The organism is Crocosphaera watsonii WH 8501 (assembly GCF_000167195.1).
GTDB lineage: Bacteria > Cyanobacteriota > Cyanobacteriia > Cyanobacteriales > Microcystaceae > Crocosphaera > Crocosphaera watsonii.
This window is the reverse complement of the sequence record NZ_AADV02000003.1, coordinates 112,501-132,565: the sequence shown is the minus strand read 5'-3', so window position 1 is coordinate 132,565 and position 20,065 is coordinate 112,501. Positions and strand designations below refer to the sequence as shown.

Below are 20,065 nucleotides of genomic sequence, written 5' to 3'. Positions count from 1 at the left end.
GATTAACGTCTAAAATTTCAAAGCTATGATCACTATTATAAATAATTTACAATTAAATAATGAGCAAATCTGGGAAAAATATAAACAAACTCTAACTTTGCCCTCCAGATTGACTACAATTGCCTAAGTAAGCGTAACGCGACTTTTTCAGGAGCCAATCGTGACCCATACCATCCTACCAGAAAAGCCCACTCAATCCTTTGATCCGCAACACTTTGATACCTATGTGATGCACACTTATGGACGGTTTCCCATCGCCATCGAACGGGGAGAAGGGTGTCGTCTCTGGGATACCAACGGCAAGGAATATCTTGACTTTGTAGCCGGTATTGCCACTTGTACCCTTGGCCATGGCCATCCTGCTTTAGTCAAAAGCGTCAGCGAACAAATTCGCTCCCTGCATCATGTTTCCAATTTATACTACATTCCCCAACAAGGAGAACTAGCACAGTGGATGATTGAGAATTCTTGTGCTGATAAAGTATTTTTCTGTAATTCTGGGGCAGAAGCCAACGAAGCAGCTATAAAACTTATTCGCAAATACGCCCATACCGTTCTCGACTTTTTAGAACAACCCGTTATCTTAACCGCTAAAGCCAGTTTTCACGGACGTACTCTAGCCACTATTACCGCTACGGGACAACCTAAATATCAACAAGACTTTGAGCCCTTGATGCCCGGGTTTGCCTATATTCCCTACAACGATATCAAAGCCGTTGAACACGCGATCGCAGATATGGATGAAGGAAACCGTCGGGTTGCGGCTATTATGTTGGAACCCCTACAGGGAGAAGGAGGGGTAAGACCAGGAGAAATCGACTATTTTCTCCGTTTAAGAAAGATTTGTGACGAAAACAATATTCTCTTGGTGTTTGATGAGGTTCAAGTGGGTGTAGGCCGCAGTGGTAAACTGTGGGGTTACGAAAACTTAGGGGTTGAACCAGATGTTTTAACCAGTGCCAAAGGGTTAGCCGGAGGGGTTCCCATTGGGGCAATGATGTGCAAAGAGTTTTGTAATGTTTTGACCCCTGGAACCCACGCTAGTACCTTCGGAGGCAACCCCTTAGCGTCCGCTGCTGCTTTGACAGTGCTTAAAACCATCGAAGAAGATAATATCTTACAAAATGTCCAGGCCAGAGGGGAACAGTTACGTACTCGCTTACGGGCGATCGCACAAAAAGATCCCACCCTATTTATTGATGTGCGTGGTTGGGGCTTAATTAATGGTATTGAAATTAACGAGGAAATGTCTATTACTTCCATTGATATCGTTAAAGCAGCCATGGATGAAGGGTTATTATTAGCTCCGGCCGGACCCAAGGTATTGCGTTTTGTTCCTCCTTTAATTGTCACAGAAGAAGAAATTAATGAAGCTGCCGAAAAATTAGAAACAGCTATTAGTGAGGTTTGCGCTGCTGCGGTTAATTAAAATAGAAACAAGGGGACGTTAATTGTTTAGCGAACTCTTGTTATCTTAATTAGTAATCGTAGTAATGAGAAAAACAGCAAGCAGTATACTTGTAACCGATCCAAAAATAATGTTAGTTTTGTTATCTTAATTAGTGACGAGAGGAGGAAGCCATTGTATGAGTAACGAAATTGCCAAAAGAAAATTATTGTCCGGTATTTGTCACGGATCAATCTTTTTTAGTGCTACTTTTGTCTGTATTGGGGTTCCCATTGTTATTCTTTTTATATCCGATGATGAAACAGTCCAAAATAACGCGAAAGAGGCTTTGAATTTTCATCTTAATGTTTGGCTATATGGTATTATTTTCGGAATTTTAACCCTAGTTCTGATTGGTTGGTTATTATTAGGAACTTTAGGCATTGTTACCGTATTTATGCCGATTATTGCTATTGTTAAAGTGTTAACCAATCCTAATAAAGTGTTTCGCTATCCTTTTATTTTGAGAGTTTTATAGATTTACGACATTATTAACAATTTTGTCTATTATGACATGAAAATATTAGCCTAATGCGCGCTACAAAATGTTATTTGTTTAGCTAAGATGAACTGCAAGCAGGATGCTTGTTATTTTTTTATTTTAGGTGTGGTGCATTACGGCATCATTAAAAATTTGCTTGACTATAACATAAAAATATGAGCCTAATGCACCCTACAAAATGTTATTTGTTTAGCTAATAAGCAAGAGTTTTACTAAGCTCGTAGATCGTAGGGTGGGTTAGGTGCGGATTTTATTCGGATAAAAACATTATAAGTTTTTATCCGCACTGTAACCCACCGTCCCATCTCATTGATTAATTACTATTATCTAATTAAATAAACATGAATTAATCCTCTACTGTATGACCAGCTTCGGTAATAATTTCTTTGATAATTTCTGTAGAAGCATCACTATCTACAGTTACCACTTTCCCCTCAACATCAACAGAAACCTTTGCTTCTGGTTTTTGCCCTGTGATGGCTTTGGTAATGGTATCACCACAACCACCACAGGCAATACTAGGAACTTTTAAAGTAATAGTCATAATCAATTAATTGAAGATAATTTGACTCTTTGATTATAATTTTACAAAGGCTCAAGCTGCGATTTTTTAACAAAAAGTTTGTTTTGACTGATAGTTATTGACTCGCTTTTTTTAAAGTATCAATCTCTGCTAAAGCAGTCTGAGCCGCTATTTTTTCCCCCATTTCTTCCCAAATATCAGCAGCTTTTTGGAAATCAGCGATCGCGTTTTCTCTTTCACCGAGATCAAGCAACGCTAACCCTCGATTATAATAAGCCTCTCCATACAAGGGATCAATCATCACCGCTTCAGTAAAGTCAATTTTTGCCAACCCTGGGCTTCCTGAGTTAAGATGAGCCAATCCTAAGTTATTTTGAGCAAAAGCATCGTTAGGATTGATTTCTAAAGCCTTTTCATAATCAGCGATTGCCTTTTCATCTTCTCCCAATTGTAGATAAACATTACCTCGGTTAACATAAGCTTCAACCATCTGGGGATCTAACTTCAAAGCGATGGTGAAGTCTGCCAATGCTTGCTCAAACTGGCCTAAACTGCTATGAGCATAACCCCGATTAAAATAAGCATGAATATCTTGAGGATTTTCGGCAATAACTTGATTAAAATCCTTTAAAGCTCCCTGATAATTCCCTCGACGGCTTTTTTCAATGCCCTGCTGCACCATTTCTACAGTATCCACCGTCAAGGCAGAGGTTTTAATGGGAACTGAAGAAGATGGATTACAACCCATTGTCAAACTTATCAGCAACAATGAACATAAATAAAACAACGAATTTCTGGTTTTTAAAGTGTATACAGAAGAAAAAAGGCAATATCTGGCAAATTGACCCAAATAATTAAACATTGAACTAAATTATCTTTTTTTAAAAGGGGTTTGAATGAAACTTGATCCCAATTTGATTGCTTACCATAAAAGCTACAATTTGTCAACTAGACAGATTAAAAATAACTAGGTATATTAGCTTAGAAGTATATCCTGTGGTGAGGAATAGTAGACCGTGAAAAAATTATCATTATCTATATTGATGATAGCCTTAGCCTCCGTCCCTGCACAGGCACAAACAGCAACTTATTATGCTTCTCATTATCAGGGACAGAAAACAGCATCAGGGGTACGCTTTAATAATAATGCCATGATGGCAGCCCATAGCAGTTTGCCCTTTGGCACAAAAGTTAAAGTGACCAATCGGAAAACAGGAAAAAGTGTTATTGTTCGTATTGTAGATCGCTGTCGTTGTAGTCTAGATTTGTCTCAAAGTGCCTTTAGAGCCATTGGTTCCTTAAAATCGGGGAGAATTCCTGTTAAAATTAAAGTATTAAATTAAGAAAAATTTAAGGGTGTAGGGGTCAACGGCCGTTGACCCCTACCTGAATGTGTCGAATAAAACAGCTAGTGACTTATCCCAATCACTAGCTAAATATCAATTATCTTCAGATGGTTTTTAAGTTAGTTTGCGTTACTAACAAAAGGAATGGTTAAGCTATCATGGACCAAGAAATGATCTAAATGATAAGCTCTCTCTTCAGTTTCTAGTAATATTTTTTCAAGTTGATAACGGGTGCCTCTATCCCCTAAGCTGTCAGCTTGGGCAGTAAGTCTCCGTAACATTTTGATAATTTCTTGTTCTGCAGCTAGGTCATTTTGAACCATTGTCCGACAGTCGTACATCCCATCTGCTTCAGGTGTAAAGCAGCATAGTTCGGCTAGTTTGCTGAAACTGGCCACAGGAATGCCACCTAACCCGTTCAAACGTTCCGCTAGATCATGAACATGACCGCGAACTTTTTCGTAGCTTTCATTAAAATATTCGTGTAGAGAGAGGAATTCTGAACCTTCAACCACAAAATGGTGTTTTTCATACTGTAAGAACAACCCTTGGAAACTAGCGATGAGAATGTTTAACCCTTCGCAAACAGGAACAGTAATACTCTTATCTAATAAAACTGGATTTTCTTTTACATCCCCAAAAGATTGGAGTAAGCCTTGTTGAACAGTTGCCATGTCTGTAATTCCCTTTTTAACGACACTTCTATCATTAAAATAACTCACTTTAGCAATAGTTTATCAAAACTATAGAAAACCATCTAGAAAATTTTAACTTTGGTAAACCCCAACGAGGGAAAGTCTTCCCTCCCTTCTGGTCTGGGTTAAGCTGAAAATTTTTTTGAAAATAATTGATAATTTCTTGCATTTATCTGGTACACTAGGTGAAGAAACAATGACAATTATCTTCAGTTGCTTGAGTCCATGAATTTAACAAATCTCCCTTTTGAACCCAGGCACGTTGTGGAAGTCGATTCCTGCGATCGCTGGATTGTCTACCATCGTCTTCAACAACTGGACATCCCTTGTATTTGTGAAACCCACAAACCCCTGGAAGTCCAAGTATCCAACCCCACAGCCATGATCCAACTGTGGAGTGTGACCAAACAATACTCAGCCTCCCGTCAGGAATTAGTCGACTGGCTTAAGGATTGCTGGAATTTTAACAAACGCTAATTTATCAAATCATCAATTTAAAAAAATTTTAAATAAAAAATAATGTCAAAAACCACTACAACATCACAATTTCGGATGGTGGGGCAACTAGAAAGTTTTGTCATTAAAAAAGGTGACAAAATTAAATATCTACGACTCAAAGTCGAAGAAAGGGAATACTGGTTGAAAATCCCCAAAAAATTACGTTCAGAGATCGATATTAATCTTTTTCCTGGAACCTGGCTAGAAATCACAGGAAATCGAGAACTTAAGCAGAAAAAGGGCTTCTTTGAACTGGAGGCCAGTCGGGTTAAATTGTTATCAAACCCTGACATTCCTTGTGCCGTGATCGTTTCAGAGCCAGAGTCAACTTCTGTTGGAAAAATTCTAGTTTGCCAAAAATCCAGTTGTTGGAAACGGGGTGGACAGAGTGTCTGTCAACGGTTAGAAAAAGAGTTAGAAAAACAGGGACTAAGCGATCGCATTAAGATTAAGTTAACAGGTTGTTTAAAACAGTGCAAAAAGGGACCAAACGTGGTAGTTATGCCCCATAAAGCCCGTTATTCCCAAATCAAACCCGGTGAAGTGGGGGAATTATTGACTAAACATTTCACCCCCTAAATAGTAAAACCACTGCATAAACTGCAATCCCTTCTTGTCGTCCGACGGGTCCTAATTTTTCATTAGTAGTTGCTTTTATTCCTATGTGATCACGATTAATCTGTAGGGTGCGAGCAATTTTTTCTTGCATGGCCCCTAAGTGGGGTTTCATTTTGGGTTTTTCGGCAACAATAACAGAATCAATATTACCAGTGTGCCAACCTCGGGCTTTTATTAACTGGTCTACCTGTTGTAATAATAATAAACTATCAGCCCCTGCCCATTTGGGATCGGAGGGTGGGAAATAGTGACCAATATCCCCTAAACTTAATGCTCCTAACATAGCATCCATAATGGCATGGGTGAGCGCATCAGCGTCGCTGTGTCCTAATAATCCCAAGTCATGGGGAATGTTGACACCCCCTAAAATTAAGGGGCGATCGGGGACTAAACGATGGATATCATAACCGTTACCGATGCGAATATTCATGGTTAAAGTTCTTTTTATCAGACTAATCTTTAATTATATAGGAATTCGGTATGCGTTCAAAAAATAACTCAGTGTTATAGCGATCGTATCATTAAGGGAAGAACTTATAAATATCTTTTCTGTTGTCCATTTTTCATTGTCAATTGTTGAATGATTTTAAATCCTTTTCAAAACTAGATTAAAATTTTACTTTCATTTTGGTTCTTCATCAAGTAGAGAAAATATGTTTTCTTGGGGAACAAAATCATTTTTTCTTCCTTCAGTGATGGCATTAGCGAAACCAACTTCTTCTAATGCTTCTATAATAATTTCATGAAATATATCTCGTCTTGTTTTAATTAGTTCAATCATAACTTCGGTTAAAAGTTCCTTCGTTTTTTCATCACTTATGCTGAGTTTCATGTACTATGTCTATGGGTTGAATTTTTTTACTTGCTATCAATGTTATTATAGCAGTTTCCATACTTGTGAGGTACAAAGGCGATCTCGAAGAGATCAGGTAAGAGGAAGGAGGGGAAGGGAGGCGTACGGTTAAAGCTTTGTTTTATTATACTGATATTGTAGGGGTCAACGGCCGTTGACCCCTACGGAGATGGATAGATAATTTATAATTTTTATATCTCTTCTCTTTCTTTGTCTCTTTTTTCTATTATTGTCAATATTGTTATTTTTATTGAGATTTTATGCTAGTTGCAGGAATGAATATTAATTTACCTCAATATTGGAAATGGTCAAAATGTCAGGAAGTTATTGACGTTAGAGATGGAACACATGATACACCTAAATATGTTAGTTCTGGATATCCTGTAATAACATCTAAAAACCTAAAAACATCGGGGATTGATTTTTCTAATGTTTCATATATTTCTGAAGCAGATCACAAAGAAATTAGTAAACGTTCAAAAGTTGATAAAGGGGATATTTTACTAGCAATGATTGGGACAATAGGAAATCCTGTTATTGTAGATATAGAAAAAGAATTTTCAATTAAAAATGTAGCGTTATTTAAACTTAGTAAAAGTAATATTTATCCGGAGTATTTTAAGTATTTACTTGATAGTTCTATTATTTCCAGACAATTAGATTTTGAACAACGAGGGGGAACACAAAAATTTGTATCTCTTAAAGTTTTGAGAAATTTACTTATCCCCTTACCACCCCTAGAAGAACAAAAAAGAATTGCTAAAATATTAGATAAAGCTGATGAAATTAGACGCAAACGTAAAGAATCAATCCGCTTAACTGATGAATTACTTCGGTCAACTTTTTTAGATATGTTTGGCGATCCAGTAATTAATCCTAAAGGTTGGGAGGTGAAAACATTAGGTTCACAAATTAAAGAACTTAAATATGGTACTAATTCAAAATGTAGTGAATTACAAAAAAATAACAATATCGCTGTTTTAAGAATACCTAATATTGATAATGAGAAAATATCTTGGAATGATCTTAAATATACTAATTTAGACTCCAAAGAAATATCAAAATTACTTTTGAAAAATGGTGACTTATTATTTGTGAGGTCAAATGGTAATCCTGACTATATAGGTAGATGTGCTATATTTGAAGAGGAAAGTAATAGAAAAGCTGTATATGCTTCTTATCTAATTCGTGGACGACTTAAAAGTATTTGTGATTTTCATCCCGCTTTTATTCGTGATATAATCGCCTTCCCTACTTTTCGTAGTTTTTTAATAAGAGAAGCTCGAACAACGGCAGGAAATTACAACATTAATATTCAAGAATTAAGTAGTTTAAAGCTTATTTGTCCACCACAAGATAAGCAAGAAGAGTATTTAGATATTACGACAAAAATAAATCGAAGTTTTCTCAATAAACAAAAATCTCTACAAGAATCAGAAAATTTATTTAATTCGTTATTACAAAAAGCATTTAAGGGGGAATTATGAGGGATAGAAGAGGTTATAATAAGGTGGGCAATGCCCACCCTACTATTAACTTGCTGCTAAAATCAACCGTTGACGATGTATTTTAGTTAACTGTAATTCTATCCCCGATATCTTTTCTAACATCAAAATAACCTGTTGAGGTTGTAACATGGTGCCATCATTACGACAACTGCCAATGTATCGCAAAATAGCAGTATTATTTTGATAGGATTCTAGAGATAAATAAGACAAACGCTCTCGCAAATTAACGGTTTTCTTTTTACCTGACTTAGTAGTTTTATCCCAGTTAATTTCTGAACTTTCTAAAACAGTTGTAAGCCAATTTTGCCAAACTTCCTCAGAGAAGATATCCTCAGTTCCCACAGTAATTAAATATTCCGCTTCCTCTAATAACCGAGTCGCTGAAGTAGAATTAACTGGAACTTCTTCCACCCTTAAAATAGGCATATCTGAAGGGAACTCTTGCTCTAAAGCGTGACGAAACTCATCAATATTCATCACTTTTGTTAGCTCAAAATCCACAATTTCCCCACTACTGGTAACACCCAAAGTTAAGGCATTAGCAATAGAAATTCTAGGGCCCGGATGATATCCCCCTGTAAAAGATATGGGTAAAGCTGCACGACGCACAGTGCGATCGAATAAACGCACCAGATCAAGGTGGCCAACTAAAGCCATTTCACCAATTTTACCAAAATAAACCCTAAACCTCTGTAAACGTTCTGATTTGGGCTGGAAATGACCGCTAAACTCAGGAATTGGTGGGGGTTGCACTACAACATTATGACCAAAATCTAAGCCACAAACCCCACAATGGTAACAACTGTCAAAAGAACAGTCGGGAACCGTTGCTGCTTCTAGGGCTTGTTGTAAGTCCTTTTGTAACCATTTTTTCTCAATGCCTGTATTAACATGGTCCCAAGGTAAGGGGGCTTTATATAAGGAGATAGAGGGGGTAGAGGGGGGTTGTACCGTTTCAAAAACGTTCCATTCTCCTGCTTCCACCTGACGATATTTCCAACTTAACCCGGCTTCATCGATCGCCTGTTCCCAAGCTTCGTAAGCTTGTTGAGCATTTTCCCACCAAGAGTCCATCCCGGCCCCTAATTCCCAGGCACGATGAATGACAGGGGCTAAACGGCGATCGCCTCGCCCGATAAAATCTTCCATGGCCGAAATTCTTATATCAGTATAATTAGCTTTAACTCCTCTCAGTCCACGAAATGCTTCCCTTAATAACTCCTGCTTCCGTTTAAACTCTGCCGTAGACACAGAATGCCACTGAAACGGCGTATGGGGTTTCGGGGTAAAATTAGACACTGTGATGGTAAATTGTAACGGCTTACGGCCTTTGATACGACATTCTTGCCGTAACCAGCGCACAGTCTCCACAATACCCAAGACATCGAGATCCGTTTCTCCTGGCAAACCGATCATAAAATAGAGTTTAACCTTATCCCAACCCTCCTCAACGGCGGTTTTTACCCCTCGTAATAACTCTTCATTGGTTAACCCTTTATTGATCACATCTCGCATTCTTTGGGTTCCGGCTTCTGGGGCAAAAGTCAGCCCAGACTGGCGGTTTCCCCCGACAATATTGGCGATATTTTTATCAAACCTGTCTACCCTTTGACTGGGTAAAGAAAGGGTAATATTTTCATCTTTGAGACGGTTTTTAATTTCTGTTCCCACCGCAGGAAGGGCTAAATAGTCGGAACAACTCAAAGATAATAAAGAAAATTCATTATGGCCAGTTTCTCTGATCCCCCGTTCGATAGTTTCGATAATATCGTCTGGTTGTACATCCCTTGCCGGGCGGGTTAACATTCCGGGTTGACAAAAACGACAACCTCTGGTGCAACCCCGTCTTATTTCCACTACTAAGCGATCGTGTATGGTTTCTATAAAAGGCACTAAACCGATAGCATAAGCTGGCATAGGAGGGGAGACACGGCGTAAAATTCTGGTGGGAACATCAGGCCGGTTGGGAATAACTGCCCCTGCTTCGGTTACATCATAAAAGCGAGGTACATAAACCCCTGGAATTTGGGCTAAATCTAATAATAATGCCTCTTTACTTAAGTTATTTTCCTTTCCTTGTTCAATAATTAAACCTATTTCCGGTAATATTTCCTCCCCGTCTCCCAAAGCCATAAAATCGAAAAATTCCGCAAAGGGTTCGGGGTTAGAGGTGGCGGTTTGTCCCCCGGCAAAAATCAAAGGATAATGGTCCGATTGTCTTTCCTTCCAGGTTAAGGGAATTTGAGCCAAAGCCAGCATTTCTAGGATATTGGTGGCTCCTAGTTCGTAACTGAGATTAAAGCCTAAAATATCGAAATCTGTTAGGTTACGACGAGATTCTAGGGCAAATAAGGGGGTTTTTGTTGTTCGTAATTTTTCAGCTAAGTCCGGTGCTGGTAAGTAAGTGCGATCGCAGAGTTGACGGGGCTGCGTATTAATAATATTGTAGAGAATGATATGGCCTAAATTGGATGCCCCCAGTTCATAAACTTCTGGATAGGTCAACACCCAGCGTACCTTTGCTTGGTTCCAAGGTTTATGTTTAGCCCCTAGTTCGTTGCCCAAATAACGGGCAGGTTTATTAATTTCTGGAGTCAGTAGTTTTTCAATCGCAATAGTCACAAGTAAACCTCCGGCACTTCCCTTATTTTCTCATGCTTTTCTAATATATCGGAAGTGTGGAGGATTGGGACAATATTTGAGGTTGTTAAGCAGCTATTTTCTCATCAACGGAAGCCTCATAAGCCTGACGGCCTTCGTAAATTTCTAGTGCCTGATCCAACTGGCTTAATTCAAAAATAATCCTAACCGATGGTGATAAGCAACAAACGCTTAACTTTTTATTTAAACGCTGAGCCAAACGAAACGCCGATACAATAGCCATTAGCCCGGCACTATCAATAAATTCTACCTGGTGCATATCCACCAAAAAATCTCTACAAGGGTTATGAGTAACAAAGTTTGTTAATTCTTCTTGAAAACTATCCACATTGGCTGCAGTGAGATAACCACTGGGTTCAAAAACAGCCACTCCTATATCAGTCAAAAGACTACCCATAATTTCGTATCTATCCTCTATTTGAAAATTAGTTTACTTATGGTATGACCAAATTATAGTCACTTTTTTGTCAACTGACTCAGTCTTAAACCTTTTGATATGTTTTTGCCAGAAATTAACCTTATATTAATAGTCGGTTAACTTCCGTGACTGAGCTATACTTTTGTTTTAGTTTAGTCAACTCTGGGTTTTTGTCCAGTAATATTCCAGATTTTACCCAAAATTAACATAATTTGGTTTTTACTGTCCCTTCCTTTGTTAAGTAATGTACGACAGTTTAGCATTGTACCAGTTTTTTTGTAAAAAAAAGTTAAGCAAGCTACAAAACTCACTACCCGATTAATGGTTTACTGGACTCAATAACTGTTGTTAAAAAAGCCTAAATATTTTTAGTCATTGCTCACTCTTGAAGTAGCATACTCCTTTACATCTACCAACTTAGCTGAAAATTCCCTGTTGTCAAGAGCCGAGAAAAATCTGTGAACCGCCCCCCTCTAATTCGCCAATTAGTCGAAAAAGCTCTATATCTTAAACAATTAACTCCAGAAATCGAGATGGCTATTAACCTTGAGCTAACACGGACTGGTTATATTTCTGATGTGGACTACGAGGCGTTAGAGTTGTTGATGTCAGAAATGGATGAAGGGCGCATTCGTTTTACCTAATCTTTCATCCCCATCAACCCTGTTAAAACCCCACCTAAAACCGCCATCACCCCTAAACTTAATAAAACGGGTTGTAAACCAAATAAGGTTTCGGCGATACCAGCTAAAGCTAAGGGTAAAGACAAAGCAATATTAACAGCATTATTTTGTAAGCCGAAGACTTTACCCCGCATATCCACAGGGGTTTCCGCCTGGATCATGGTTTGCATGGGAACCCCAACAAAGGCAGCGAATAGTCCCAAAAATGTGATCATAAGCAGGGTTAACCATAAACTTTTGGTAGATAAGGATAAACCCACCAAAGAAACAGCCATACCCATCGCTCCCCATAAACCTAACTGATTATTACGAAATTGTTGTCCCCAACCCCCTATAAGAGCAGCCCCACAGCCCATTCCTAAGCCACCAGTAGCCAATAAAAAGCCAAATTGTTCGGCTTTCATTCCTGGAATGGTTTCGGCCATGCGTACCGCTAAAACGGATAAGGCCGCAAAAATACAAAATAAAATCACCAATTGAACTAAGGCGTTACGAACCCGATGATTAGCCTTGAGATAACGAATACCATCTTTAATATCTTCGAAAACATGGGGTTGTTCTTTTTCCTTTGGTTGCCGTTTTTCCCCTGTTTTCAAGAATAGGAGGACTAAACCAGCCAGAAAATAAGATGCTCCCACCAAAAACGCTTTCCCTTCTTCCCAAGAAAAACCGAGATTTTCGGCGAAATGGGAGGCTACTTCCAGTAAAGGATCTCCAATAGCAAACCCCACAATAGTCATGGCCATCATGGTGGTGGTAAACAGAGAATTAGCCGATAATAAATCACGACGTTTCACCAAGAGGGGGATAGTCACTTGTTCGGCCGGGGCAAAAAATTGGGTAATGGTAGAATCTATGAGGGTTAATGTTAAAAGGATGACAAAGCCTAACGGTAATAAAAAGGCTTCTTGGGTTTGATTTTGCCAACTTCTTAACCAGTGAGGTAACCAAGTCAGGTGTAGGGTGATGTTATCTCCTTGAGATAACCAGAGTAAGGGGGGAATAATAAAGACAAAGGCAGCACGAATAAAGTTAGAGATCACTAAAACCCCTTTTTTCGGCCAGCGATCCACATATACCCCGGCCAAGGAACCACAAAAAACCGCCGGAATGGTAAAGGCGATCATGATCGCTGATACCCAACCACTAATGGGTTGATTTTCTCCTTGAAAATGCCCTGCAATAAAGGAGATCATCAACACCAAATAAACTTTGTCTGCTAGTTGAGAAAATATTTGTCCTATCCAAAGAATTAAAAATTGAGGATTCTCCAACACCGGAGCAAACCCTTCACGGGGGGGCTTCTTCGAGCCATTGGAACGGGCCATAGATTCCTCCTGGTTGGTAGTATCTAGGGTTTGATCAGTGGGATTTGGGGTGGTTTCTGATTCTGAAACAGTCATAATTTACATTTAATTTTTTTTCACACACACAAAAGTCAACTAACCGGAGTTAGGAGTTAGGAGTTAGGAGTTAGGAGTTCAAAGTTATAATTTTTTCCTAGCTGCACTAAGCAATGGGCAGTAGTTTATTAAGCAGCCTTACCTATGATAGTTGAGGAAGGGTTTGTTTAACAAAGCTCTGCAATATTTCTGTTCGTTTTGTCTGCTCAAACACTTGTTTTATTTTTGTGGAAAGCTTTTCTATATCTATGGTTTGATGATTGTTAAGATTGATATCTTGTTCTTTAAAATATTCCACTAAACTTAAACCAGCTACACGGGTTAAATAGGCTGCACTAATACCTTGTGTCGCTCCTCCAGCTACATAAGTAATAGCGTTACTCTTTAGTAAACCACTAATGGCATGGGTTGATAATTCAACCAAGCCTAATTTTATCATTAATTTACCGATAGTTGCTGCTATGGTTTGTCCTTGGGATAGGGTAAATTTTTGTTGATAAATGCTGCTTAAATCCACTATCATTTGTGCATTAATTGCTGCTGTTGCTAATAAGTCTAAGGAGGACACAGGGTTAGCAAAGGCTGCTGCTGCTGCTATCCATTGATATTTTTCCATCATAGGTAAAGCCCGATCCCGTCTTATTTTATTTAAAATATGCTTTCCTTGTTGTTTAATCTCTTGTGCATTTCTCCAAACTTTTCCTAAAATTAACTGTTCTCTTTCGTGGTTTAAAATAGAGTCTATTCTCTTGGTTAAATCAAGAATGTTGGGAGGTTGCTTTTCAGTCCATTCTTCATAGGATTTATCTTCTTTATACTGACGAACTTTTATAATTTTTGGTTCTGAATTAATCCCGATAACGTCATCAGACGAAATAATAGTTTTAACCCTTTGTTTTATTTCTTGTAAAATAATTTCTTGTTCTTCTGAGTTATATTGTTCCCTTTGATTTAAACTAATTAAACACCGTTGATTATTCTGATGGCATCTTTGTATAGTTTGCCACTGCGTTTCAGTTAAATCTGTGTTGATCAAGAAAACAATTAAATCTAGTTTTTCCTTGACATTTTCACTGTTCTCTGCTTCTAGGTAATTAAAGTTCTCTGGTGTTTTTTCTGGTTCTAGGAGTTGTTTTAAACTATCTTTCTCTGTATTAGAGTTGCTAATTATTCCCCAAGAAACAGATTGATTATTGAGTTGTTTGGGTAAATTTTTCCAGCTAGTTTCTAATTCTGCTAGATTATAGTTAGAATCTTCTTGTTTAACTATTTTTAATATTTTTTGTCCCTCAGAAATTGCCTGATTAACTTCTGTTATTGTTAAAGGTGAAAGGGGTTGATAGACCGGTTTTTGTGGTTGTTTTTTTTGCCACCACCAAACACCTGTACCTATAGCCATTAGACTCAAAACGCCCCATTCTCCCATAGCGATCGCTTGTTCATGGAGAGATTCTCCTAACCATAATAAGAAAGAAATTCCTAACCCTGCCACAAGAATAGGTTTTTTTACCTTAACTCTCATCATTTCCCCTCAAAATTTCCCTAATTTTATTTGTTTTGATTGTACTCTTTTTGGGGGGATTTTTCAATCAGCTTAAAGTTTTCCAAGCTGTCACAAGCAAGCTTGTGTTACAGTGATAATCAGGAATTTTTCAGGAACCCCAAGCGGTTTTAATACGATTCCAGACACTAGAAATTGAGGCTTTTATTTCCTTTTTTAAATACCATTGTTGAAAAGCTTGTTCGTATTCTTCTCCTTCTGTTTGAAACGTTTTAAATGTATCTAAGGTTAGGGGAAGTCCAAGAAAAAGCAAGATGTATAATGACCAAGAGAGGTTTCCTGCTGCCAAGAAATTCAGCACCATAGCGAAGGAATTAATGATAGCGTAGCGGATAACTTTTCGTTTAAGTTGTCCTTGACGATATTGATTAAATTCATCTTTTTTTTCTTGGCGTTGTTTTTGTAATAGCCAGTCGTTTTCGGCCACTTGTAAAACATCGGCATCAATATCTAATTCTGCCGCAATTTCCCAAAGTTGAGTACGAGACAATTCTTCAACCTCGGTTTTGCGAGCAATGGCCAAATGTAAAATTTCTTGAACTTCCTCTTTACGGTAGGATTGAGGAGGTTGTACTTCAGAAGCAGACATATATTTTATGTAACTCGATAGGAACTGACCAAAGGGGTTGAATGGCTGCAATTATAAGATCAAACATGGATCTTATAATTGCTGCTCCTATTATATTATGCCGAATTTTTCAACGTTTTGGCTTTGCTGTCGTTATGATTATGGTAGATGGGACTATAGCGATGGTAGGGTGGGTTAGGTGTGGGACTAATTTTAATGAAAAGATCATCAAGTTTTATTGAAGCCGTAACCCACCATTTTAAATATGTATTCATTCTTTAATTTTATCTTGTGTTCACTATAAATAACCATAGAATTTTATCTTGCACCGTGTTTTCTAAGTAATTGTATAGTCTCTTGGAGTCTTACCTTGTTTACTGAGCAAGTAGCACATGCCTTAAGCTGTTTTGCCACGTAAAGTGGAGTTCCGGATATACTTTTAGCATTAACATCAGCACCATGATTAATTAATAATTCTACTATCTCTTTATTTGGCTCCCAAACTGCAAGATGGAGTGGAGTTGATTTGTCATATCCATATCATTTAGCATTAATATCAGCACCGCGATTGATTAATAATTATACTATCTCTTTATTGTCTTTCATTGATGCAGCATGAAGTGGAGTGCCAGCATCATCATTTTTCGCATTAACATCAGCACCATGATTAATTAATAATTCTACTATCTCTTTATTTTGCTCCCAAACTGCATTATGAAGTGGGGTTGGGTTCATTTCAGATTTACTTTTAGCATTAACATCAGCACCATGATTAATTAATAATTCTACTATCTCTTTATTTTGCTCCCAAACTGCATTATGAAGAGGAGTGCCAGCATCATCATCTTTCGCATTAACATCAACACCATGATTAATTAATAATTTAAGTGCATCTTTATTGTCTTTTTTAACTAGAGTATGCAAGAAATATCCACATTTCTGAGCATCACTTTTTGTCAATTTTCCACCACTATGAAAATAGTCAGAGGTTATCTTGATTGTATCTTCTCTACAAATTTCTAAAGGTGCTGAAAACCCTAATCTATTTAAAATTGCCCATCTATAATTATAAGAAAACATCGCTACTGAAACACAAGCAGCAACCTAACCTAACCAAGCAAACCATCTTATTTTGCTTAGTTTTTCTTGCTTAACTAATTATCGAGTATTGGTTTATGGAAATCGCACCGTTGTCTTGGCTTAATTATTCGATCATCAATCGTTAAGTTTCACTAAAATATTTATTCTAATTTCTCTTTATTCTAAAATAGTATTAACAATTACAAGTAATAAGTTATTAAATCACTGATGACAGAAAAACTAGCATTTATTGGACTCGGTTTAATGGGAGGGTTTATGGCAGCAAATCTAGCCAAAAAAGGGTTTGCTGTCAACGGTTGGAATCGTACCCCAAACCGTCCTGGTATTACCATAGCACAGGGAGCAGGGGCGACTATTTGCCCTTCGATTGAAACTGCGGTTAGGGAGGCTGAAGTTATTTTTACTTGTGTCGGAGATGTACCTGATGTTAATGAAGTTATCTTTGAGGATAAAGGTATCATTAACTATGCTAAACCTGGGTCACTAATCGTTGATTTTAGCACAATTGGAACCCAAGCAGCACGTGACATTGGCACTCAATTAAAAGCGCAACAATTTCGTTTTTTAGATGCCCCAATTTCCGGGGGAGATATTGGTGCTAAACAAGGAAGTTTAACTATTATGGTTGGAGGCGAGAAAAAAGATTTTGACGAATGCTTACCTTACTTTGAAGCTATGGGAAAAAATATTATATATTGCGGTTCTACAGGCAATGGACAAGCAGTAAAAATGTGTAATCAAGCCTTATGTGCAGTTCATATGGTTGCCTTGTGTGAGGCATTAAAAATGGCAGAAAAACAAGATATTGACCCTAATTTAATGATAGAAGTTTGTAGCACTGGTGCTGCTGGTTCCTGGGCTTTAGGTAATTTAGGTCCGAAAATGACAGAATCAGATTTAGAACCAGGTTTTGCGATTAAACATCTATTAAAAGATTTAAGGTTAGTTCAAGAAATTATGGCACAATCAGAGTATCAATTACCAGGAGTTACTCTAGCAGAAAACTTTTTAAAAGTGGTAGCTAATCTGGATAATGGTGAGGGAAAAGAACAGGGAACTCAAGCCATGATACGTTATTATAATCAGGAGAAAAATGCCTAATAGATTAATTTTTCAAGGAACAACAACTTATTTAAGTAAACACTGGTATGCCAAAATAATTTCCCCTTTAGTTGAAGTTAAAAAGCTACTACAAGCTATTTATCAATTTTTGCTACATCTGATTTGGTCTGAGTTTATTTATGGGAAACAACTTGAAAATGAAATCGAGAGCTTAGTAGCTTTTCTTGTTTTTTATCTCCTGTCTCTTCTAGGTTATTATTTGAGGGATTATATTCAAATAATTTTAATTATTTTCTTTTTGATTTGGTACTTAGACTGTTGGTTTGCAAAATATCAATATTTTCAAAAAAATTATAAAATTGATATTTTTATCTATGAGATTGATCTGAGTAAAATAATTTGTTGTTTATCTTTACCTCATACCCAAACTCAATCTATTTTCGCCAGTTTTTCTCCGCAAGAAGTCAGTTACATTGCTATAGAGAAATCGCCCTTATTAGGAGGAGCTTTTCAAGAAGTTTTAGATGAGGTTTGGCAAATAGAAGTTTATTTATTTAATGGCAAACATTTTGTTATTGACGAAAACCTCATAGTAAACGAATCACTATTGACTGCCAAGAAATTAGCTAACTATTTTTAAAGTAGATATTATTTTTACTCATAGCAAAGGGAATAATTCTTATGTTGAACAGGAACTAAAGAGCAGAAATTGCGCTAATATTATTAATCAGAATTTAGTGGGAGTTAAGTGTCAAAAAAAGTCTAAGAAAATACATATTTATACCCAATGGCGATGGTCAAATACCTGGAATTTTCTGAAAATGCTGTTTGAGAAAGCTGGGTTTTTACTCTTTATTATTATTATGAGTGGGTTTATGATCAAGCTAGGAGGATTATTGGACAATATCATTTCAGTCATTAGAGGAAAAGATGATATTATCTATTTGTCTTCTCCCCTTGTATGGTTAATACCTAATTGGCATTGGCGTAATATTTTAGAGTTAGTTTTAGTCCTGGGTATCTTTATTTATCAAGGCTGGCAATTAAGTCGTGTTAAACATATTTATATTACTCAGCATTATCTGAAATTCTTTGTTGATAATAGAATGATTGATAAGATCAAAACTTCGGAAATAGAAGCATCATTAGTTATTATAAATAACAATTATGAAATTTTAATTATCGGAAAAAATAAAGTTGTGAATATCACTAATTTTCAACAGGAAAAGTTAGCTCAATTATTTTTGTTGTATCTCAATGAAGCTATTGATGAACTTCAGCAAAAGCTACCCAAATCACTCGATGGAAAACTTCAAGATGAAAGGTGATATCGTTTAATTGTTATTCCTGGGCAGTTATCAGTTAACAGTCATCAGTTACAGTTTTTTCGCCTATGGAAGTTAACAAAAATAAGTTAATCGTGTTATTCTAAATAACTTAAAGGTTATCTGGGATAAACTATCCAAACTATGAATGTAGTTGATCGTGTTCGTTTAGGTTTAGCTGTAGGTGTAGCAAAAGCTATCACTGCTATGGTTCGTTTATTGGGTTTAGGAGCCGCTAGTGTCTTACCTGGGGCTATTTCTCGTCGTTTTCATCCTAGACTATTATCCTTACTGTGTGAACAGGTTAAACAAGGGGTTATCCTGGTAGTAGGAACCAATGGGAAAACCACCACATCTCTACTATTAAGAACTATTTTAGAAGATCAGAATTATCAAGTTGCCCATAATGAAACAGGTGCTAACTTAATTAACGGTTTGGTCACAGCTTTATTAGGAAATACCAACTTAATTGGTACCTTAACTGCAGATTATGCGATTTTAGAAGTGGATGAAAATATCGTGCCACTTTTATTAAAGGACTGTCAACCTAGAGTTATTTTAGCACTCAATCTATTTCGGGATCAACTAGATCGTTACGGTGAAGTTGATGCTATTAGTCAACGCTGGCAAAAAGAGATCGCAACTCTTTCTCCTAATACCGTTATTATTTTGAATGGAGATGATCCAACCCTTTGTTATTTGGGACAGCAATTAAATCAAAAAGTCCGTTATTTTGGTCTTTCTGAACCTAAATTGTATTTAGAGGAGATTCCCCACGCTGTTGATTCAATTTACTGTCCTAGTTGTGGTCATCCTTTGAATTATCAAGGGGTTTACTTATCTCATCTAGGGGATTATTCTTGCGAAAAATGTGGATTCAAAAAAAGTAAACTCGCTTTGAATAGTGAAGACTGGCCACAAATTTTGATTGGAGTTTATAATAAATATAATACCCTAGCTGCTGGATTGGTTGCCCAAGAATTAAACGTCGAAAAAGCTGCAATTTTTAAGACAGTTAAGAACTTTAAAGCAGCCTTTGGCAGAGCAGAGGAATTGACCATTAATGGCAAGCACGTTCGCATTTTATTATCTAAAAACCCAGTGGGTATGAATGAAACTATTAGGGCAGTTAGTGATATTAAAAAAACTGGTCAATCTTCTACCACATTATTAGTATTAAATGATAGAATTCCTGATGGAACCGATGTTTCTTGGATCTGGGATGTAGATACAGAACCCTTAGTAAAATTAGGTGGTAACTTAGTGGTTAGCGGCGATCGCACTTATGACATG

At 37.2% G+C, this 20,065-nt stretch carries 22 protein-coding genes and 1 pseudogene (1 of these 23 cut by a window edge); 11 read left to right on the top strand and 12 right to left on the bottom strand.

Features of this window, described 5'->3' with window-relative positions; genetic code table 11:
- Positions 1-160: 160 nt before the first annotated feature.
- Positions 161-1,429, top strand: coding sequence for an aspartate aminotransferase family protein (locus CWATDRAFT_RS07680; RefSeq protein ID WP_007304463.1), 1,269 nt, complete (start codon positions 161-163; stop codon positions 1,427-1,429).
- A gap of 157 nt (positions 1,430-1,586) precedes the next feature.
- Positions 1,587-1,925 (top strand): DUF4870 domain-containing protein, encoded by a 339-nt coding sequence (locus CWATDRAFT_RS07675; protein ID WP_007304462.1) that lies wholly within the window; start codon positions 1,587-1,589, stop codon positions 1,923-1,925.
- A 370-nt stretch (positions 1,926-2,295) separates the two neighbouring features.
- Here CWATDRAFT_RS07675 and CWATDRAFT_RS07670 read toward each other — a convergent pair whose 3' ends face one another.
- The gene (locus tag CWATDRAFT_RS07670) at positions 2,296-2,493 is read right to left on the bottom strand and encodes a heavy-metal-associated domain-containing protein (protein WP_007304461.1); all 198 of its coding nucleotides are present in this window, start codon (positions 2,491-2,493) and stop codon (positions 2,296-2,298) included.
- Positions 2,494-2,587: 94 nt separating this feature from the next.
- A complete protein-coding gene (locus CWATDRAFT_RS07665; RefSeq protein WP_021835559.1) occupies positions 2,588-3,220 on the bottom strand; it encodes a tetratricopeptide repeat protein in 633 nt (210 codons plus the stop codon).
- Between the two features lie 268 nt (positions 3,221-3,488).
- Between CWATDRAFT_RS07665 and CWATDRAFT_RS07660 the strand changes: the two genes are divergently transcribed.
- Positions 3,489-3,815 carry a septal ring lytic transglycosylase RlpA family protein gene (locus CWATDRAFT_RS07660; RefSeq protein ID WP_007304459.1) on the top strand — a complete coding sequence of 109 codons (327 nt, stop codon included), beginning with the start codon at positions 3,489-3,491 and terminating at the stop codon, positions 3,813-3,815.
- A 122-nt stretch (positions 3,816-3,937) separates the two neighbouring features.
- Here the strand turns inward: CWATDRAFT_RS07660 and dpsA are convergent, their stop codons facing one another.
- Positions 3,938-4,492 carry a DNA starvation/stress protection protein DpsA gene (gene dpsA, locus CWATDRAFT_RS07655; protein WP_021835561.1) on the bottom strand — a complete coding sequence of 185 codons (555 nt, stop codon included), beginning with the start codon at positions 4,490-4,492 and terminating at the stop codon, positions 3,938-3,940.
- A 285-nt stretch (positions 4,493-4,777) separates the two neighbouring features.
- Between dpsA and CWATDRAFT_RS07650 the strand changes: the two genes are divergently transcribed.
- Complete coding sequence (locus CWATDRAFT_RS07650) at positions 4,778-4,990, top strand: Asr1405/Asl0597 family protein (protein ID WP_412093207.1); 213 nt, start codon at positions 4,778-4,780, stop codon at positions 4,988-4,990.
- 42 nt (positions 4,991-5,032) lie between these two features.
- On the top strand, positions 5,033-5,590 hold the full coding sequence (locus tag CWATDRAFT_RS07645; protein WP_007304456.1) for a (2Fe-2S) ferredoxin domain-containing protein: 558 nt from the start codon (positions 5,033-5,035) through the stop codon (positions 5,588-5,590).
- Here CWATDRAFT_RS07645 and ispF read toward each other — a convergent pair.
- Together ispF and CWATDRAFT_RS07635 are read right to left on the bottom strand one after the other, a co-directional pair.
- Positions 5,580-6,059, bottom strand: a complete 480-nt coding sequence (gene ispF, locus CWATDRAFT_RS07640; RefSeq protein ID WP_007304455.1) for a 2-C-methyl-D-erythritol 2,4-cyclodiphosphate synthase — start codon at positions 6,057-6,059, stop codon at positions 5,580-5,582. The two genes, CWATDRAFT_RS07645 and ispF, sit on opposite strands and share 11 nt — an antisense overlap.
- 192 nt (positions 6,060-6,251) lie before the next feature.
- The gene (locus tag CWATDRAFT_RS07635) at positions 6,252-6,461 is read right to left on the bottom strand and encodes a hypothetical protein (RefSeq protein WP_042711317.1); all 210 of its coding nucleotides are present in this window, start codon (positions 6,459-6,461) and stop codon (positions 6,252-6,254) included.
- A gap of 281 nt (positions 6,462-6,742) precedes the next feature.
- Here CWATDRAFT_RS07635 and CWATDRAFT_RS07630 point away from each other — a divergent pair, with 281 nt between their 5' ends.
- A complete protein-coding gene (locus CWATDRAFT_RS07630) occupies positions 6,743-7,969 on the top strand; it encodes a restriction endonuclease subunit S (RefSeq protein ID WP_007304454.1) in 1,227 nt (408 codons plus the stop codon).
- A gap of 45 nt (positions 7,970-8,014) precedes the next feature.
- Here CWATDRAFT_RS07630 and CWATDRAFT_RS07625 read toward each other — a convergent pair whose 3' ends face one another.
- Together CWATDRAFT_RS07625 and CWATDRAFT_RS07620 are read right to left on the bottom strand one after the other, a co-directional pair.
- Positions 8,015-10,612 carry a TIGR03960 family B12-binding radical SAM protein gene (locus tag CWATDRAFT_RS07625; RefSeq protein ID WP_007304453.1) on the bottom strand — a complete coding sequence of 866 codons (2,598 nt, stop codon included), beginning with the start codon at positions 10,610-10,612 and terminating at the stop codon, positions 8,015-8,017.
- Positions 10,613-10,697: 85 nt separating this feature from the next.
- Positions 10,698-11,048: an STAS domain-containing protein gene (locus tag CWATDRAFT_RS07620; protein ID WP_007304452.1), complete on the bottom strand. Its 351-nt coding sequence runs from the start codon at positions 11,046-11,048 to the stop codon at positions 10,698-10,700.
- A gap of 479 nt (positions 11,049-11,527) precedes the next feature.
- Here CWATDRAFT_RS07620 and CWATDRAFT_RS07615 point away from each other — a divergent pair, with 479 nt between their 5' ends.
- The gene (locus CWATDRAFT_RS07615; RefSeq protein ID WP_007309871.1) at positions 11,528-11,713 is read left to right on the top strand and encodes a hypothetical protein; all 186 of its coding nucleotides are present in this window, start codon (positions 11,528-11,530) and stop codon (positions 11,711-11,713) included.
- On the opposite strand, the gene CWATDRAFT_RS07610 is transcribed toward CWATDRAFT_RS07615, so the two are convergent.
- From CWATDRAFT_RS07610 to CWATDRAFT_RS07590, 5 genes and pseudogenes are all read right to left on the bottom strand, one after another.
- On the bottom strand, positions 11,710-13,155 hold the full coding sequence (locus CWATDRAFT_RS07610) for an MFS transporter (protein ID WP_007304451.1): 1,446 nt from the start codon (positions 13,153-13,155) through the stop codon (positions 11,710-11,712). The two genes, CWATDRAFT_RS07615 and CWATDRAFT_RS07610, sit on opposite strands and share 4 nt — an antisense overlap.
- A gap of 142 nt (positions 13,156-13,297) precedes the next feature.
- Positions 13,298-14,680 (bottom strand): YcjF family protein, encoded by a 1,383-nt coding sequence (locus CWATDRAFT_RS07605; RefSeq protein WP_232287036.1) that lies wholly within the window; start codon positions 14,678-14,680, stop codon positions 13,298-13,300.
- 127 nt (positions 14,681-14,807) lie between these two features.
- On the bottom strand, positions 14,808-15,305 hold the full coding sequence (locus tag CWATDRAFT_RS07600; RefSeq protein ID WP_007304449.1) for a 2TM domain-containing protein: 498 nt from the start codon (positions 15,303-15,305) through the stop codon (positions 14,808-14,810).
- A gap of 297 nt (positions 15,306-15,602) precedes the next feature.
- Positions 15,603-15,800 (bottom strand): annotated as a pseudogene (locus tag CWATDRAFT_RS41680) (hypothetical protein); the annotation flags it as partial.
- Positions 15,801-15,863: 63 nt separating this feature from the next.
- Positions 15,864-16,364, bottom strand: coding sequence for an ankyrin repeat domain-containing protein (locus CWATDRAFT_RS07590; RefSeq protein WP_007304448.1), 501 nt, complete (start codon positions 16,362-16,364; stop codon positions 15,864-15,866).
- A gap of 228 nt (positions 16,365-16,592) precedes the next feature.
- On the opposite strand from CWATDRAFT_RS07590, the gene CWATDRAFT_RS07585 reads away from it, so the two are divergent.
- From CWATDRAFT_RS07585 to CWATDRAFT_RS07575, 4 genes are all read left to right on the top strand, one after another.
- The gene (locus tag CWATDRAFT_RS07585; RefSeq protein ID WP_007304447.1) at positions 16,593-17,486 is read left to right on the top strand and encodes an NAD(P)-dependent oxidoreductase; all 894 of its coding nucleotides are present in this window, start codon (positions 16,593-16,595) and stop codon (positions 17,484-17,486) included.
- The gene (locus tag CWATDRAFT_RS39465; protein WP_007304446.1) at positions 17,479-18,087 is read left to right on the top strand and encodes a hypothetical protein; all 609 of its coding nucleotides are present in this window, start codon (positions 17,479-17,481) and stop codon (positions 18,085-18,087) included. The genes CWATDRAFT_RS07585 and CWATDRAFT_RS39465 overlap by 8 nt, the downstream gene beginning before the upstream one ends.
- A 181-nt stretch (positions 18,088-18,268) precedes the next feature.
- Positions 18,269-18,775, top strand: coding sequence for a hypothetical protein (locus tag CWATDRAFT_RS39460; RefSeq protein ID WP_007304445.1), 507 nt, complete (start codon positions 18,269-18,271; stop codon positions 18,773-18,775).
- A 141-nt stretch (positions 18,776-18,916) separates the two neighbouring features.
- Positions 18,917-20,065, top strand: partial view of a Mur ligase family protein gene (locus CWATDRAFT_RS07575; protein WP_007304444.1) — the 5' portion only. Its footprint extends 198 nt past the window's final position; 1,149 of the gene's 1,347 nt are visible here — the first part of the coding sequence; the start codon lies at positions 18,917-18,919; its stop codon lies off the right edge, out of view.

Excerpts from the sequence above, each read along its gene's own strand:
- CWATDRAFT_RS07675 (WP_007304462.1), top strand. The coding sequence starts at position 1,587 with ATGAGTAACGAAATTGCCAAAAGAAAATTATTGTCCGGTATTTGTCAC.
- CWATDRAFT_RS07670 (WP_007304461.1), bottom strand. The coding sequence starts at position 2,493 with ATGACTATTACTTTAAAAGTTCCTAGTATTGCCTGTGGTGGTTGTGGT.
- CWATDRAFT_RS07665 (WP_021835559.1), bottom strand. The coding sequence starts at position 3,220 with ATGGGTTGTAATCCATCTTCTTCAGTTCCCATTAAAACCTCTGCCTTG.
- dpsA (WP_021835561.1), bottom strand. The coding sequence starts at position 4,492 with ATGGCAACTGTTCAACAAGGCTTACTCCAATCTTTTGGGGATGTAAAA.
- CWATDRAFT_RS07645 (WP_007304456.1), top strand. The coding sequence starts at position 5,033 with ATGTCAAAAACCACTACAACATCACAATTTCGGATGGTGGGGCAACTA.
- ispF (WP_007304455.1), bottom strand. The coding sequence starts at position 6,059 with ATGAATATTCGCATCGGTAACGGTTATGATATCCATCGTTTAGTCCCC.
- CWATDRAFT_RS07635 (WP_042711317.1), bottom strand. The coding sequence starts at position 6,461 with ATGAAACTCAGCATAAGTGATGAAAAAACGAAGGAACTTTTAACCGAA.
- CWATDRAFT_RS07630 (WP_007304454.1), top strand. The coding sequence starts at position 6,743 with ATGCTAGTTGCAGGAATGAATATTAATTTACCTCAATATTGGAAATGG.
- CWATDRAFT_RS07620 (WP_007304452.1), bottom strand. The coding sequence starts at position 11,048 with ATGGGTAGTCTTTTGACTGATATAGGAGTGGCTGTTTTTGAACCCAGT.
- CWATDRAFT_RS07610 (WP_007304451.1), bottom strand. The coding sequence starts at position 13,155 with ATGACTGTTTCAGAATCAGAAACCACCCCAAATCCCACTGATCAAACC.
- CWATDRAFT_RS07605 (WP_232287036.1), bottom strand. The coding sequence starts at position 14,680 with ATGATGAGAGTTAAGGTAAAAAAACCTATTCTTGTGGCAGGGTTAGGA.
- CWATDRAFT_RS07600 (WP_007304449.1), bottom strand. The coding sequence starts at position 15,305 with ATGTCTGCTTCTGAAGTACAACCTCCTCAATCCTACCGTAAAGAGGAA.
- CWATDRAFT_RS07590 (WP_007304448.1), bottom strand. The coding sequence starts at position 16,364 with ATGTTTTCTTATAATTATAGATGGGCAATTTTAAATAGATTAGGGTTT.
- CWATDRAFT_RS07585 (WP_007304447.1), top strand. The coding sequence starts at position 16,593 with ATGACAGAAAAACTAGCATTTATTGGACTCGGTTTAATGGGAGGGTTT.
- CWATDRAFT_RS39465 (WP_007304446.1), top strand. The coding sequence starts at position 17,479 with ATGCCTAATAGATTAATTTTTCAAGGAACAACAACTTATTTAAGTAAA.
- CWATDRAFT_RS39460 (WP_007304445.1), top strand. The coding sequence starts at position 18,269 with ATGCTGTTTGAGAAAGCTGGGTTTTTACTCTTTATTATTATTATGAGT.